At 44.7% G+C, this 14,214-nt stretch carries 15 protein-coding genes; 13 read left to right on the forward strand and 2 right to left on the reverse strand.

What is annotated here, in order from left to right; all coding sequences use genetic code 11:
* The first annotated feature begins 6 nt into the window (after positions 1-6).
* The 4 genes from NYE49_RS06115 (at position 7) to NYE49_RS06130 (ending at position 5,365) form a co-directional block, all read left to right on the forward strand.
* A complete protein-coding gene (locus NYE49_RS06115; protein ID WP_047182422.1) occupies positions 7-1,068 on the forward strand; it encodes a carbamoyl phosphate synthase small subunit in 1,062 nt (353 codons plus the stop codon).
* Positions 1,061-4,153 (forward strand): carbamoyl phosphate synthase large subunit, encoded by a 3,093-nt coding sequence (locus NYE49_RS06120; protein WP_047182423.1) that lies wholly within the window; start codon positions 1,061-1,063, stop codon positions 4,151-4,153. The genes NYE49_RS06115 and NYE49_RS06120 overlap by 8 nt, the downstream gene beginning before the upstream one ends.
* Complete coding sequence (gene argF, locus NYE49_RS06125; RefSeq protein ID WP_047182424.1) at positions 4,141-5,100, forward strand: ornithine carbamoyltransferase; 960 nt, start codon at positions 4,141-4,143, stop codon at positions 5,098-5,100. Before NYE49_RS06120 ends, argF begins: the two co-directional genes overlap by 13 nt.
* A gap of 85 nt (positions 5,101-5,185) precedes the next feature.
* Positions 5,186-5,365 (forward strand): YjzC family protein, encoded by a 180-nt coding sequence (locus NYE49_RS06130; RefSeq protein WP_003245356.1) that lies wholly within the window; start codon positions 5,186-5,188, stop codon positions 5,363-5,365.
* A gap of 45 nt (positions 5,366-5,410) precedes the next feature.
* Here the strand turns inward: NYE49_RS06130 and NYE49_RS06135 are convergent, their stop codons facing one another.
* Positions 5,411-5,596 (reverse strand): DUF2929 domain-containing protein, encoded by a 186-nt coding sequence (locus tag NYE49_RS06135; RefSeq protein ID WP_003245236.1) that lies wholly within the window; start codon positions 5,594-5,596, stop codon positions 5,411-5,413.
* Between the two features lie 250 nt (positions 5,597-5,846).
* Here NYE49_RS06135 and NYE49_RS06140 point away from each other — a divergent pair, with 250 nt between their 5' ends.
* The 4 genes from NYE49_RS06140 (at position 5,847) to comZ (ending at position 8,469) form a co-directional block, all read left to right on the forward strand.
* A complete protein-coding gene (locus NYE49_RS06140) occupies positions 5,847-6,581 on the forward strand; it encodes a hypothetical protein (protein ID WP_015483082.1) in 735 nt (244 codons plus the stop codon).
* A gap of 81 nt (positions 6,582-6,662) precedes the next feature.
* Positions 6,663-7,220 carry a hypothetical protein gene (locus tag NYE49_RS06145; protein ID WP_047182425.1) on the forward strand — a complete coding sequence of 186 codons (558 nt, stop codon included), beginning with the start codon at positions 6,663-6,665 and terminating at the stop codon, positions 7,218-7,220.
* Between the two features lie 89 nt (positions 7,221-7,309).
* Positions 7,310-8,263 carry a transcriptional regulator Med gene (gene med / locus NYE49_RS06150; RefSeq protein WP_047182426.1) on the forward strand — a complete coding sequence of 318 codons (954 nt, stop codon included), beginning with the start codon at positions 7,310-7,312 and terminating at the stop codon, positions 8,261-8,263.
* A gap of 14 nt (positions 8,264-8,277) precedes the next feature.
* Positions 8,278-8,469 carry a ComG operon transcriptional repressor ComZ gene (comZ, locus tag NYE49_RS06155; protein ID WP_003224559.1) on the forward strand — a complete coding sequence of 64 codons (192 nt, stop codon included), beginning with the start codon at positions 8,278-8,280 and terminating at the stop codon, positions 8,467-8,469.
* Positions 8,470-8,498: 29 nt separating this feature from the next.
* On the opposite strand, the gene yjzB is transcribed toward comZ, so the two are convergent.
* On the reverse strand, positions 8,499-8,744 hold the full coding sequence (gene yjzB, locus NYE49_RS06160) for a spore coat protein YjzB (RefSeq protein ID WP_187955975.1): 246 nt from the start codon (positions 8,742-8,744) through the stop codon (positions 8,499-8,501).
* 164 nt (positions 8,745-8,908) lie between these two features.
* Between yjzB and fabH the strand changes: the two genes are divergently transcribed.
* From fabH to appF, 5 genes are all read left to right on the forward strand, one after another.
* The gene (gene fabH, locus NYE49_RS06165) at positions 8,909-9,847 is read left to right on the forward strand and encodes a beta-ketoacyl-ACP synthase III (protein WP_015483083.1); all 939 of its coding nucleotides are present in this window, start codon (positions 8,909-8,911) and stop codon (positions 9,845-9,847) included.
* A 22-nt stretch (positions 9,848-9,869) separates the two neighbouring features.
* A complete protein-coding gene (gene fabF / locus NYE49_RS06170) occupies positions 9,870-11,111 on the forward strand; it encodes a beta-ketoacyl-ACP synthase II (RefSeq protein ID WP_003244890.1) in 1,242 nt (413 codons plus the stop codon).
* A 75-nt stretch (positions 11,112-11,186) separates the two neighbouring features.
* Complete coding sequence (locus NYE49_RS06175; protein ID WP_015383343.1) at positions 11,187-11,972, forward strand: DUF2268 domain-containing protein; 786 nt, start codon at positions 11,187-11,189, stop codon at positions 11,970-11,972.
* Between the two features lie 191 nt (positions 11,973-12,163).
* Entirely contained in the window at positions 12,164-13,150 is a 987-nt protein-coding gene (gene appD, locus NYE49_RS06180; protein ID WP_047182427.1) for an oligopeptide ABC transporter ATP-binding protein AppD, read from the forward strand.
* Complete coding sequence (gene appF / locus NYE49_RS06185; RefSeq protein ID WP_047182428.1) at positions 13,147-14,136, forward strand: oligopeptide ABC transporter ATP-binding protein AppF; 990 nt, start codon at positions 13,147-13,149, stop codon at positions 14,134-14,136. Before appD ends, appF begins: the two co-directional genes overlap by 4 nt.
* Positions 14,137-14,214 lie beyond the last annotated feature (78 nt).

Consider the following 14,214-nt stretch of genomic DNA (forward strand, 5'->3'; position numbering starts at 1 on the left):
TGTTAGATGGAAGGTTATTTAGTGTTAGAAGATGGGACATCGTTCAGCGGCGAGCTGGACGGTCATGAAAACTGTACGGGAGAAGCTGTTTTTTTCACAGGAATGACAGGCTACCAGGAAGTGCTGACAGATCCATCATATAAGGGACAGATTATTGTATTTACCTACCCGCTGATTGGCAACTACGGCATAAATGAAAAGGATTTTGAAAGCAAGAAACCGCAAGTAAAAGCCGCGGTTGTCTATGAGGCGTGTGATCACTTTTCTCATTATGAAGCGGTATACAGCCTCAAGGAGTATTTACAGAAATGGAACATTCCGCTGTTAACCCATGTTGATACGAGGGCTGTCGTGAAGAAAATCCGGGCAAACGGGACGATGGGTGCGACAGTCACAGCCTCTAAAGAAGGAGCTGAGATTGCCCTTCAACCAGAGAATGCGGCAGAGCAGGCTTCCGCCCAGAAAATCAGCACATTTGGCGACGGGAATAAACACATCGCTCTCATTGATTTTGGCTATAAAAAGTCAATCGCATCATCACTTGTCAAACGAGGCTGCAAGGTTACCGTGGTGCCATACCAGCAAATGGAGGCCGTATACAACATCAAACCCGATGGCATTGTGCTATCGAACGGACCTGGAGATCCGAAAGCCATTCAGCCATATTTAGGAAAGATCAAAAGCATCATCAGCCGCTTTCCGACTCTCGGCATTTGTCTCGGACATCAGCTGATCGCGCTCGCGTTCGGAGGGAATACTTTTAAGCTGCCATTCGGGCACAGGGGAGCTAATCATCCGGTCATCGACCGTGAGACGAAACGGGTCTTTATGACAAGCCAAAACCACAGCTATGTGGTTGATGAACAGTCGATTAATGAAGAAGAGCTCACGATCAGGTTTCATCATGTCAATGATACGTCAGTTGAAGGGATTGCCCATAAAAAACTGCCTGTCATGAGTGTTCAATTCCACCCGGAAGCCCATCCCGGACCGGCGGAAAGCGAATGGATTTTTGATGATTACCTAAAGAATGTGATACCAGCAAGGAGAGAAATCGCGCATGCCTAAAGACACCAGTATTTCAAGCATATTAGTAATCGGCTCAGGCCCGATCATCATCGGGCAGGCAGCAGAATTTGATTATTCAGGCACTCAAGGTTGCATCGCGCTGAAGGAGGAGGGCTACCGGGTGATTCTCGTCAACAGCAATCCGGCGACAATTATGACTGATGAAGCCTTCGCTGATGAAATTTATTTTGAGCCTCTGACAGCAGAAAGCCTGACAGCCATCATTAAGAAAGAACGGCCTGATGGGCTTCTTGCCAATTTAGGCGGTCAGACCGCGTTGAATTTAGCGGTGGAGCTTGAAGAAACGGGTGTTTTAAAAGAGCACGGCGTCAAACTTCTCGGCACATCCGTTGAAACGATACAAAAAGGAGAAGACCGGGAAAAATTCCGTTCGTTAATGAATGAATTAAAACAGCCCGTACCGGAGAGTGAAATTGTTGATAACGAGGCCGATGCCCTCCATTTTGCGGAATCCATCGGTTTTCCTGTTATTATCAGACCAGCTTACACATTAGGCGGAAAGGGCGGAGGAATCGCCCCTGATAAAGAAGCCTTTACAGCTATGATTAAGCAGGCGCTATTAGCAAGCCCGATCAATCAATGCCTTGTCGAAAAAAGCATTGCCGGTTTTAAAGAAATTGAATATGAAGTCATGCGTGACAGCAATAACACATGCATTACCGTCTGCAATATGGAAAATATCGATCCGGTCGGCGTGCATACAGGTGACTCTATCGTTGTGGCGCCGTCACAAACATTGACAGACGAAGACTATCAAATGCTGCGGACAGCAAGTCTGACGATCATCTCAGCACTTGATGTTGTAGGCGGCTGCAACATTCAATTCGCGCTTGATCCATTCAGCAAGCAATATTACGTCATTGAAGTGAATCCGCGTGTAAGCCGGTCATCGGCTCTCGCGTCTAAAGCGACCGGTTATCCGATTGCGAAGATGGCCGCGAAACTGGCAGTCGGATACACCCTTGACGAGCTGAAAAATCCGCTCACAGGCTCGACTTACGCAAGCTTTGAACCGGCACTGGACTATGTGATCGTCAAATTTCCGCGCTGGCCGTTTGATAAATTCAAAAACGCAGATCGCAAGCTTGGCACAAAAATGAAAGCCACCGGTGAAGTGATGGCGATTGAACGGAATTTAGAAGCGGCGATACAAAAGGCAGCCGCGTCGCTTGAATTAAAAAATATCGGGACACACCTTCCAGAGCTCAGCGGGTTGTCAATTGATACGCTATGGGGTTTGGCAATCACTCCGGATGACCGCAGATTTTTCGTTGTCATGGAGCTGTTGAGCCGCAGCGTCTCGATTGATGACATCCATGAAAAAACAAAAATTGATCCGTTTTTCCTTCATACCTTTGACAACATCATCAAATTGGAAAACCGCCTGATGGAAGCAGGGAGCGATCTCACTTTTGAATTATTGAAGAAAGCAAAGGAAAAGGGATTCTCAGACGCAACGATTGCCTCGCTGATCAGCAAAACAGAAGAAGAGGTGCGCGCGCTTCGCAAGGAGATGGGCATTACGCCTTCCTTTAAAATCGTAGATACATGCGCGGCAGAGTTTGATGCGAAAACAAACTATTTTTACTCCACATATTTCGGAGAGACCGATGGAGACATCAGCCGCAAAGAGAAAAAACGCGCGCTCATTATCGGATCAGGCCCGATTCGGATCGGCCAAGGCGTTGAATTTGATTACAGTGCTGTTCACGGTGTGCTGACACTGCAAGAGCTTGGGTTCGAAACCATCATGATTAACAATAACCCGGAAACGGTCAGCACCGATTATGAAATTGCGGACCGCCTGTATTTTGAACCGATGACAACGGAGCATATTGTAAACGTGGCGGAGCAGGAAAATATTGATTTTGCAATTGTGCAATTCGGCGGCCAAACTGCAATCAATGCTGCTGAAGCGCTCGAAAAAGCCGGCATTACTCTTCTTGGCACATCATTTCAAACGCTCGACGTGTTAGAGGATCGGGATCAATTCTATCAGCTTCTTGACGAGCTGGGATTGAAGCACGCAAAAGGAGAAATTGCCTATACAAAAGAAGAAGCTGCTTCAAAAGCCAGTGAGATTGGCTATCCGGTGTTAATTCGTCCATCTTACGTTATCGGCGGAATGGGCATGATCATTGTTGACTCGCAAGCCCAGCTTTCTCAGCTGCTGAATGATGAGGACAGCATGCCATATCCGATTTTGATTGATCAGTATGTGTCTGGAAAGGAAGTCGAAATTGATTTGATTTCCGACGGCGAGGATGTCTTTATCCCGACATATACCGAGCATATTGAACGGGCAGGTGTCCATTCGGGGGACAGCTTTGCCATTCTTCCCGGACCGTCCATCACGAGCGGGCTGCAGCAGGGCATGAAAGATGCGGCACAAAAAATTGCCCGAAAACTTTCATTTAAAGGCATCATGAACATTCAATTTGTGATCGACAATGGAAACATACTCGTTCTTGAAGTGAATCCGAGAGCGAGCCGCACGGTTCCTGTCGTCAGCAAAGTAATGGGCGTTCCGATGATTCCGCTCGCCACACGTCTGCTGGCGGGAGCGTCCTTAAAAGATCTAAATCCGGCAGTTCAAAATTATCATGGAGTTGCCGTGAAGTTCCCTGTTTTTTCTTCTCATGCGATCCAGGATGTGGATGTCAAGCTTGGGCCGGAAATGAAATCAACGGGAGAAGGCATGTGTGTCGCCTATGATGCCAACAGCGCCTTGAAAAAAATCTATACAAGAGTCTGGAGTCAAAAAGGAAGCATTTATTTGCAAAACGTTCCGGAAGATGTGAAGGAGTTAGCAGAAAACGCAGGTTTTACAATACATGAAGGGACATTTGCCTCATGGATGGAACAGGAAGGAAAATCGCTCCACATCAATCTGAGCGGTTCTGAAGAAGCACGCAAAGAACGTTTGGAAGCCATGACGCACGGCATCCCCGTCTTTACAGAAGAAGAAACTGTGCGGGCGTTTTTACAAAGCGGTTCAGGCCATCCGCAGCCTGTATCTCTCAAAGACCTCTATAAAAAGGAAGTGGCATCATGCACACAGTGACGCAAACCAGTTTATACGGAAAAGATTTATTAACGTTAAAGGACCTTAGTGAAGAGGATATAAACGCCTTGCTCGCAGAAGCCGGTGAGCTGAAACAAAACAAAATTCAGCCTATATTCTATGGCAAAACCTTGGCGATGATTTTTGAAAAATCATCAACGCGGACCCGTGTTTCATTTGAAGCGGGCATGGCGCAGCTGGGCGGGAACGCCCTCTTTCTAAGCCAGAAAGATCTGCAGCTGGGGCGCGGTGAGACTGTCGCTGATACGGCAAAAGTGCTGTCAGGCTATGTGGATGCCATCATGATCCGGACCTTTGAACATGAAAAGGTGGAGGAACTTGCCAAAGAAGCTGACATTCCGGTGATCAATGGACTTACCGATAAATACCACCCATGCCAGGCGCTGGCGGATCTCTTGACGATTAAGGAGATAAAAGGGAAGCTTAAAGGCGTAAAAGTCGCATACATCGGTGACGGAAATAACGTGGCGCACTCCTTGATGATCGGCTGCGCGAAAATGGGCTGTGATATCTCGATCGCTTCACCAAAGGGATATGAAGTGTTAGATGAAGCAGCTGAAGCGGCAAAGACATATGCACTTCAATCCGGCTCTTCTATCACGCTGACAGATGATCCGATTGAAGCTGTAAAAGACGCGGACGTGATTTATTCTGATGTGTTTACAAGCATGGGGCAGGAAGCGGAAGAGAAAGAACGTCTTGCTGTCTTTGCGCCTTATCAGGTGAATGCGGCGCTAGTCAGCCATGCCAAGCCTGACTATACATTTTTACATTGTCTCCCTGCGCATCGTGAGGAAGAAGTGACTGCGGAGATTATTGACGGGCCGAACTCTGCAGTGTTCCAGCAGGCGGAAAACCGTCTTCATGTGCAAAAAGCACTGCTGAAGGCCATTTTATATAAAGGGGAATCATCAAAAAACTGCTGAGCCAAACTCAGCAGTTTTTTTGATGGCAACATATTCACAGCCGCTTAGGCGCATACTACAGCAAAAAGGAAAAGGAGGAAAAACAGTGGGACAGCAGCACCAATTCCGGCCCGGACAGAAAGCGCCTAATAACGGTGTCTACGTAGAAATCGGCGAGACAGGGAGTATGGTTAAAAACCCTCAAAAGGTCCATCTGTCAGCAGGGGAAATGTTTCCCGAAACATCAAACCACAACCGGCTGTGGACCTACAAAAGAAAGCCGTGACCACTAAAAAACCCAAAACAATAAATGTTTTGGGTTTTTGGCTTTTTAATGCTGGCTTGCATTTTTGTTCATAGGCATGATTTCTGCTAAAACCATGATTAAGACATACAGTACAACAGCAATGACAGATGATGTTTTGAAATTATACGTAACGCTGTTCATGCTTGCAACCAAGTAGCATGCCATATGTGATAAAAGGAACGTCCAAATAAAGGCAATAATATATCGCACGTTTCCACCTCGTCCTTCTCATTCTATTCTAAAAGTTATCATACCATACAAAAAGCGAAGGGGGAATCCAATTTTAGCAGAAAGTGAGGTGACAAAAGAGTCTGATTCGTCACACTTTAATGGTAAAATATAAAAAACGTCAATCAGTATAATAGCCAAAAATGTAAAAGGCTAGGACTTTACCTTATTCGTTTCTTTTCTATTTACATAAGATAGCGTGAGATGAAGTGTGAAAGGAGGCGGGCAAGCGATGGGAATAACGGAAAGATACTTTCAACTGGGAACGGAGCATAATGTCATTCATCTGCCCTATCGCCCGAACGGCTTCGGCATCTTTATCTTGGGGGATAGAACCCACTTTGTCGGACATGATTCAAGCTTTTGGCAGCAGCATTACGGCAGAAATCAGCTTCTGAGCATGTTGAGGAATGAAGGATATACTCTTTTTAACAGCAATCTGTTCGGAAGGCATTGGGGGGCGGAAAAAGCAGTCACCTATGCCAAACAGCTGATACATTCTGTGCTGAAGCAGGAAATCCTCAATCCGAAGATTCATATATTAGCAGAAGGCATGGGTGCTCTCGTGGCCGATGAACTGCTTCGTTTTTCCCCGGATCATATCCGCTCAGCCGCAATGTTGAATCCTTGTCTCGATCTTCAGGCACATTATGAATCGGAAAAAGAAAATAAATTTTTCTATAAGCAATTTTTGAAAGAAGTTTCGAAAAGCTACGGAATTTCTGAAAAAGAAGCGGAAGCGCTTCGTTATAAAACAATTCAAAGCTACCCGAGCGGCGTACCGGTTCATATATGGCAGCGTATGACCGGATCTCCATATCCCTACAGTGTACATGCGGAAGTTTTTAAGGAAAAACAGCAAAAGCAAGGCTCACCGGTCGACATGACATTTCATTTATTTGAGCATCCAAGCAGAATTTATGCATCAATTTGCAAATTCTTTCACAGTCATGAAAAAGAATTATAGAGAATATAATGACAACAGCCTTCTCTTTTGCGGAGGCTGTTTTATTTTGGGAAATGAAAAACCGGAAGGGCGGCAGATGCAATGGAATCAACGCTGATTGTAGGTGCGGACGAATTTTTCGGCCTTTCATTATGTGAGCGAATGATGGATGAAGGCATACATGTTGACGTTGTTCTGGCGGAAACAGAAGATAAAATGAGACAAATGTACTTAGAAGAAAGACTCATGTGGCTTGGGAGAAATGAACTCTTTCGCCAGCTTGAACACATTGGAGACCAAAATTATGATACAATTTGTATCCAGTTCGGAAGTTTTTTGCCTTTAGACCAATGTGATTCTCCTTATATTTTAGTATATGAAGAAGACCGAAAAGAATGGGAAAAACGTGAAAAAACAGGCTCGGAAAAAACCGTGATCCTGCCGAAAATGTATGGGCCATGGAAAGAAGAAACAGAGGAAGACGGCTATTATACAAACGACGTCGCTGACGAGTTGCTGAGATTCCTGTTAGAACCAATCGGTCATAGCAAAGATCAGCTTTTTGAATTGCAAGTCACAGAGAAAACCTCAAAAGAAGAAGCAAAAACAAAAATTATCGAGTGGAAAAGACAATTTTCATCAATTTTCGACAAATATTAAGAAAAACCTTCCATGTTTCGAGTTTTCTAGATACAATAAACGTATAAAATAATACATGTTATAGCTTGTCAAAAGGAGTTGAACATGACTTGATCACAAGGCTTGTCATGATCTTTTCTGTCCTCCTTTTATTGAGTGGATGTGGACAAACTCCGTTCAAAGGAAAAATTGAGAAGGTCGGCATGCTCTTTCCTGATACGATTAATGACCTCGTATGGGGCACAAAAGGGTATAAAGGATTACTGAATATACAATCCAAATACAATGTGGACGTCTATTATAAAGAAGGCGTTAAAACAGAAGAAGATATCATAAATGCGATTGAGGATTTTCATAAGAGGGGCGTCAATCTGCTCTACGGCCATGGGAGTGAATATGCTGAGGTGTTTAACTTGGTCGGCGAAGATTATCCAGATATGAAATTCGTCATTTCCAATGCGAAAGCGAAAGCTGATAATGTAACGAGTGTCCATTTCAGCGGGGAAGCAATGGGCTTTTTTGGAGGAATGACTGCTGCCCATATGTCGAAAACGAATCAGGTCGGTGTAATTGCCTCCTTTACGTGGCAGCCTGAGGTTGATGGTTTTATCAAAGGGGCCAAGTATGAAAATCCGGATATAGAGGTAAATACGAAATATACGGATCATTGGGATGATGATACAACAGCAGTAAAGCTTTATCAGAAAATGAAGAACGAAGGCGCGGATGTTGTGTATCCCGCCGGAGACGGGTATAATGTTCCTGTTATTCAGCAAATCAAAAAAGACGGTCTTTATGCCATTGGCTACGTCACAGATCAATCGGATCTTGGCGAGAATACCGTATTAACCAGCACGGTGCAAAATGTGGACAAGGCCTATGAAATCATTGCTGAACAATTTAATAAAGGCACCCTTGAGGGCGGCGATCATTACTACGACCTGAATACGGGAGTCGTTGAGATGGGAACATTCAGCCCGCTCGTCGACAAAGACTTTCAGCAAAGAATCGCCAAGCTGATCAAAACATACAACAAAACAGGCGAGCTGCCAAAAAACGAGTAATGGAGTGACGTCACATGCAGCACGAAAAATCACTTGAATTCTTGCAAATTGCCATGAAATATCTCCCTGAAGCGAAAGAACAGCTTGAGAAATCAGGCATTGAGCTCTCAATGGAGGCCATCCAGCCGTTTATGAATCTATTTACAACGGTAATGGCGGAAGCTTATGAGCTTGGCAAGTCTGACGCTAAATCTGAAACAGAATAAGAAGAAGCCACTTTTTTGAAAGTGGCTTTTCACATGATTTTCTTTTTAATAGCGGAGAGCATGGGCGCAAGCTCCTTTAAAGCGGGCTTGATTTGATCAAGAGAGTTCATAATTGAACCGATTTGGTCCATAATATGCATGTAATTAATCGTCTCTTCGTCGTTTGTCTGAGAAACCTGAGAAACCTGAGAAACCTCCTCTTGCTGTTCCTCCTTCTCTTCTGTTGGTTTTGCTGCATCGCCGAACATCATTCTTGAAAACACATCCAACTGCATACGCCTCCTTTCCATATACCATACTCTATGAGTAAGATGAACTGATAGTTTAGACGAATATATTGCCATGTGAAAAAAAATAGGATAGAATTAGTACCTGATACTAATAATTGATCACAACCTGATTGATCTTCTAAATTTAAGATATAAAGGAGTCTTCCCTTATGAAAGCTGGAATACTTGGTGTTGGACGTTACATTCCTGAGAAGGTTTTAACAAATCATGATCTTGAAAAAATGGTTGAAACTTCTGACGAGTGGATTCGTACAAGAACAGGAATAGAAGAAAGAAGAATCGCAGCAGATGATGTGTTTTCATCACATATGGCTCTTGCTGCAGCGAAAAATGCGCTGGAACAAGCTGAAGTGGCTGCTGAGGATCTGGATATGATCTTGGTTGCAACTGTTACACCTGATCAGTCATTTCCTACGGTCTCTTGTATGATTCAAGAACAGCTCGGCGCGAAGAAAGCGTGTGCTATGGATATCAGCGCGGCTTGTGCGGGCTTCATGTACGGGGTTGTAACCGGTAAACAATTTATTGAATCCGGAACCTACAAGCATGTTCTAGTTGTCGGTGTAGAGAAGCTCTCAAGCATTACCGACTGGGAAGACCGCAATACAGCCGTTCTGTTTGGAGACGGAGCAGGCGCTGCGGTAGTCGGACCAGTCAGTGATGACAGAGGAATCCTTTCATTTGAACTAGGAGCCGACGGCACAGGCGGTCAGCACTTGTATCTGAATGAAAAACGACATACAATCATGAATGGACGAGAAGTTTTCAAATTTGCAGTCCGCCAAATGGGAGAATCATGCGTAAATGTCATTGAAAAAGCCGGACTTTCAAAAGAGGATGTCGACTTTTTGATTCCGCATCAGGCGAACATCCGTATCATGGAAGCTGCTCGCGAGCGTTTAGAGCTTCCTGTCGAAAAGATGTCTAAAACTGTTCATAAATATGGAAATACTTCTGCCGCATCCATTCCGATCTCTCTTGTAGAAGAATTGGAAGCCGGTAAAATCAAAGACGGCGATGTGGTCGTTATGGTAGGGTTCGGCGGAGGACTAACATGGGGCGCCATTGCTATCCGCTGGGGCCGATAAAAAAAGGTGAGGTGCACACAAGATGACTAAAAAAAGAGTAGTTGTTACAGGACTTGGAGCATTATCTCCACTTGGCAACGACGTCGATACAAGTTGGAATAACGCAATCAACGGTGTGTCCGGAATCGGTCCGATCACTCGTGTTGACGCTGAAGAATATCCGGCAAAAGTTGCCGCTGAATTAAAAGATTTTAATGTTGAAGATTATATGGATAAAAAAGAAGCCAGAAAAATGGACCGCTTTACACAATATGCGGTTGTGGCTGCGAAAATGGCGGTTGAAGATGCAGATCTTAACATTACCGATGAAATCGCGCCGAGAGTCGGTGTTTGGGTAGGCTCCGGTATCGGAGGACTTGAAACACTAGAGTCTCAATTTGAAATCTTCTTAACAAAAGGCCCAAGGCGGGTAAGCCCGTTTTTCGTGCCAATGATGATTCCTGACATGGCGACAGGCCAGATTTCTATTGCATTAGGAGCAAAAGGGGTGAACTCTTGTACGGTTACAGCATGTGCTACAGGAACGAACTCCATCGGTGACGCGTTTAAGGTTATTCAGCGTGGTGATGCAGACGTGATGGTCACAGGCGGAACAGAAGCGCCGCTGACAAGAATGTCATTCGCCGGCTTTAGTGCCAACAAAGCGCTGTCTACTAATCCAGATCCGAAAACAGCGAGTCGCCCGTTTGATAAAAACCGTGATGGCTTTGTCATGGGGGAAGGTGCAGGGATTATCGTTCTTGAAGAACTTGAGCATGCCCTGGCCCGCGGCGCTAAAATTTACGGAGAAATTGTCGGCTACGGCTCAACCGGAGACGCTTATCATATCACAGCACCGGCCCAAGACGGTGAAGGCGGAGCGAGAGCGATGCAAGAAGCCATTAAAGATGCAGGCATTGCACCTGAGGAAATTGATTACATCAATGCTCACGGGACAAGCACGTATTACAACGACAAATACGAAACAATGGCGATTAAGACCGTTTTCGGTGAGCATGCGCATAAACTTGCGGTAAGCTCTACAAAATCGATGACAGGCCACCTCTTAGGAGCAGCCGGCGGTATTGAAGCCATTTTCTCTATCCTGGCCATTAAAGAAGGCGTGATTCCGCCGACAATCAATATTCAAACACCTGACGAAGAATGTGATTTGGATTATGTGCCTGATGAAGCCCGCAGACAGGAACTTAATTATGTTCTCAGCAACTCATTAGGATTCGGCGGACACAACGCAACATTAATCTTTAAGAAATATCAATCATAATTAAGCCAAACCGGCTGCCCTTAAAGGGTAGCCGGTTTTTTTTGTGTGCATAGGATTAAAAGAGGAGGCGATCACATGAGTGTAGAACAAACATATAGCTGGCTCAGGAAGGCTGATTCAATAGATGATTTGGCGCATTACATTATCCCGCTTTTTTCAGGTGCGGAGAAAAAGAACTGGAAGGGCATTCTGGGGCATCTTCAGCATCATGGGATGTTTAAAAACATAAAAGAGGGTATTCAGACTGTTTCCAAGCTGAAGGAAAAAGGTTTTTACGGACATATCCAAAAGGAAGAACAGTACCTCAAAAACAAATGGCAAGGTCCTGATGTACCAATTGTCACGCTGCCGGTTGATGAACGAAACAGGAGAATCCGTTTAGAATTCGGATCAAAATCAGGACTCGCCTTTCAAGACAAAATGTTTCTTTTTCTTTCGTCAGATTTAGATTTTGGGTCGGTATCTGCCCTTATGACGCATGAGTATCATCACGTTTGCCGGTTAGGTCATCTGACAAAAGAGGAAAAGGATGTCACATTACTTGATACAATCATCATGGAAGGGCTGGCGGAATATGCTGTTTATGAGAGGTTCGGCCGAAGTCAAACGGCTGAATGGACGACTTGGTATACACCGGAACAGCTTCAGTCTTTATATGAAAAAAAGATTGCGCCCCATCGGGATATCAAACGGGATAATCGATTATTTCCCCAGCTGTTATTCGGCAAAGGATATCAGCCGAAAATGCTTGGATACGCAGTTGGATTCAATATTGTAAAAAAATATTTAACCGCCAGCAAGGCAAGCGCCGCAGACGGACTGTCCATTCCTGCTGAAACCTTTTTGGATGCAATGCTTTAAAAGGATAAAATAATGGAATTTCATTAATAATATTACATTTATCCTAAAAAATTCTTGATTTTGCAAAATGATTGTAATAATATACAACTATAAAATTTTTCGATAATTCAATATTATTTATTATTTCTGAATAAGGGGATTGCTTTCTCTTGAAAACGTTTGACGACAAGAGGGGGGAAAGGGGAGCTAGCATGAGCACACTTTTAGAAGTGAATAATTTAAAGACTTATTTTTTCAGGAAAAAGGAGCCGATCCCTGCGGTTGACGGAGTCGATTTTCACATCAGCAAAGGCGAAACCGTCGCGCTTGTAGGTGAATCGGGCTCCGGAAAAAGCATTACTTCTTTATCAATTATGGGCCTCGTCCAAAGCTCAGGCGGAAAAATCATGGACGGCTCTATTAAACTCGAAGACAAAGACCTCACCTCATTCACTGAAAACGATTATTGCAAAATCCGCGGTAACGAAGTATCCATGATCTTTCAGGAACCAATGACCTCCCTTAATCCGGTGTTAACAATCGGAGAACAAATTACCGAAGTGCTGATTTACCATAAAAACATGAAGAAAAAAGAAGCCCATCAACGAGCTGTTGAACTCTTGCAGATGGTCGGTTTCTCCCGGGCGGAGCAAATTATGAAGGAGTACCCGCATCGGCTGTCCGGCGGTATGAGACAGAGGGTGATGATTGCCATCGCACTGAGCTGTAATCCTAAACTGCTCATTGCCGATGAACCAACGACAGCGCTGGATGTGACAATACAAGCCCAGGTGCTGGAGCTCATGAAAGATCTCTGTCAGAAGTTCAATACATCGATTCTTCTCATCACACACGACTTAGGTGTCGTGTCTGAGGCTGCCGATAGAGTAATTGTCATGTACTGCGGACAAGTCGTAGAAAACGCTACCGTTGATGACTTATTTTTAAAACCGCTTCATCCGTATACAGAAGGCCTGCTTACGTCAATTCCTGTTATAGATGGAGAGATTGATAAATTAAATGCGATTAAAGGCAGTGTGCCTACACCGGATAATCTGCCGCCGGGATGCCGTTTTGCCCCAAGGTGCCCGAAAGCTATGGATAAGTGCTGGACAAATCAGCCTTCGCTTTTGACACACAAAAGCGGAAGAACGGTGAGATGCTTTTTATATGAGGAAGAGGGTGCCGAACAATCATGACAGCAGCTAATCAAGAAACAATCTTAGAGCTTCGTGACGTAAAAAAATACTTTCCGATCCGGTCAGGCCTTTTTCAAAGAAAAGTCGGTGATGTAAAAGCGGTGGATGGTGTTTCATTTTCGTTAAAAAAAGGAGAAACACTCGGAATCGTTGGAGAGTCGGGCTGCGGAAAATCGACTGCCGGCAGAACGATGATCAGACTGTACAAACCGACAGAGGGCCAAATTCTTTTTAAAGGGCAGGATATTTCCAATCTGTCAGAGGAGAAGCTGCGGAAGAATGTCCGCAAAAATATTCAAATGGTTTTCCAAGATCCATTTGCTTCGTTAAACCCGAGAAAGACCCTGCGTTCCATCATAAAGGAGCCGTTTAATACGCACAACATGTATACCATGCGTGAACGAAACGAAAAAGTTGAAGAGCTGCTTGCAAGAGTAGGGCTTCACCCGTCGTTTGCCAGCCGTTATCCTCATGAGTTTTCAGGCGGCCAGCGTCAGCGGATCGGCATTGCCAGAGCACTCACTTTGAATCCAGAGCTGATCATTGCAGATGAGCCGGTTTCCGCACTTGATGTATCTATTCAGGCCCAAGTGATTAACTTGATGGAGGAATTACAGGAAGAATTTAATCTTACGTATCTATTTATCTCTCATGATCTGAGTGTCGTACGCCATATCAGCGACAGAGTCGGAGTAATGTATCTTGGCAAAATGATGGAGCTGACCGGCAAGCATGAGCTTTATGACAACCCGCTTCACCCATATACCCAAGCGCTTTTATCCTCCGTTCCAGTTACAAGAAAAAGAGGATCTGTCAAACGTGAACGCATTGTCCTGAAGGGAGAACTGCCTAGTCCGGCCAACCCGCCAAAAGGCTGCGTATTCCACACAAGATGTCCTGTTGCAAAACCGATATGCAAGGAACAAATACCAGAATTTAAAGAAGCTGCTCCCAGCCACTTTGTGGCTTGTCACCTTTATAGCTAATGTTGCCCGCACAGCTTTGAGAGGGGGTATGCACACTACATAAACAACAGCTGAGAGGAACGAACATTTCAAGAGGGG

This window comes from Bacillus sp. FSL L8-0358, from assembly GCF_038593095.1.
Taxonomy (GTDB): Bacteria; Bacillota; Bacilli; order Bacillales; family Bacillaceae; genus Bacillus; species Bacillus subtilis.

What these genes read in the sequence shown, in the direction of transcription:
- NYE49_RS06120 (WP_047182423.1), top strand. Translation starts at nt 1,061, where the DNA reads ATGCCTAAAGACACCAGTATTTCAAGCATATTAGTAATCGGCTCAGGC.
- NYE49_RS06140 (WP_015483082.1), top strand. Translation starts at nt 5,847, where the DNA reads ATGGGAATAACGGAAAGATACTTTCAACTGGGAACGGAGCATAATGTC.
- NYE49_RS06175 (WP_015383343.1), top strand. Translation starts at nt 11,187, where the DNA reads ATGAGTGTAGAACAAACATATAGCTGGCTCAGGAAGGCTGATTCAATA.
- appD (WP_047182427.1), top strand. Translation starts at nt 12,164, where the DNA reads ATGAGCACACTTTTAGAAGTGAATAATTTAAAGACTTATTTTTTCAGG.
- NYE49_RS06145 (WP_047182425.1), top strand. Translation starts at nt 6,663, where the DNA reads ATGGAATCAACGCTGATTGTAGGTGCGGACGAATTTTTCGGCCTTTCA.
- argF (WP_047182424.1), top strand. Translation starts at nt 4,141, where the DNA reads ATGCACACAGTGACGCAAACCAGTTTATACGGAAAAGATTTATTAACG.
- fabF (WP_003244890.1), top strand. Translation starts at nt 9,870, where the DNA reads ATGACTAAAAAAAGAGTAGTTGTTACAGGACTTGGAGCATTATCTCCA.
- comZ (WP_003224559.1), top strand. Translation starts at nt 8,278, where the DNA reads ATGCAGCACGAAAAATCACTTGAATTCTTGCAAATTGCCATGAAATAT.
- yjzB (WP_187955975.1), bottom strand. Translation starts at nt 8,744, where the DNA reads ATGCAGTTGGATGTGTTTTCAAGAATGATGTTCGGCGATGCAGCAAAA.
- appF (WP_047182428.1), top strand. Translation starts at nt 13,147, where the DNA reads ATGACAGCAGCTAATCAAGAAACAATCTTAGAGCTTCGTGACGTAAAA.
- fabH (WP_015483083.1), top strand. Translation starts at nt 8,909, where the DNA reads ATGAAAGCTGGAATACTTGGTGTTGGACGTTACATTCCTGAGAAGGTT.
- NYE49_RS06115 (WP_047182422.1), top strand. Translation starts at nt 7, where the DNA reads ATGGAAGGTTATTTAGTGTTAGAAGATGGGACATCGTTCAGCGGCGAG.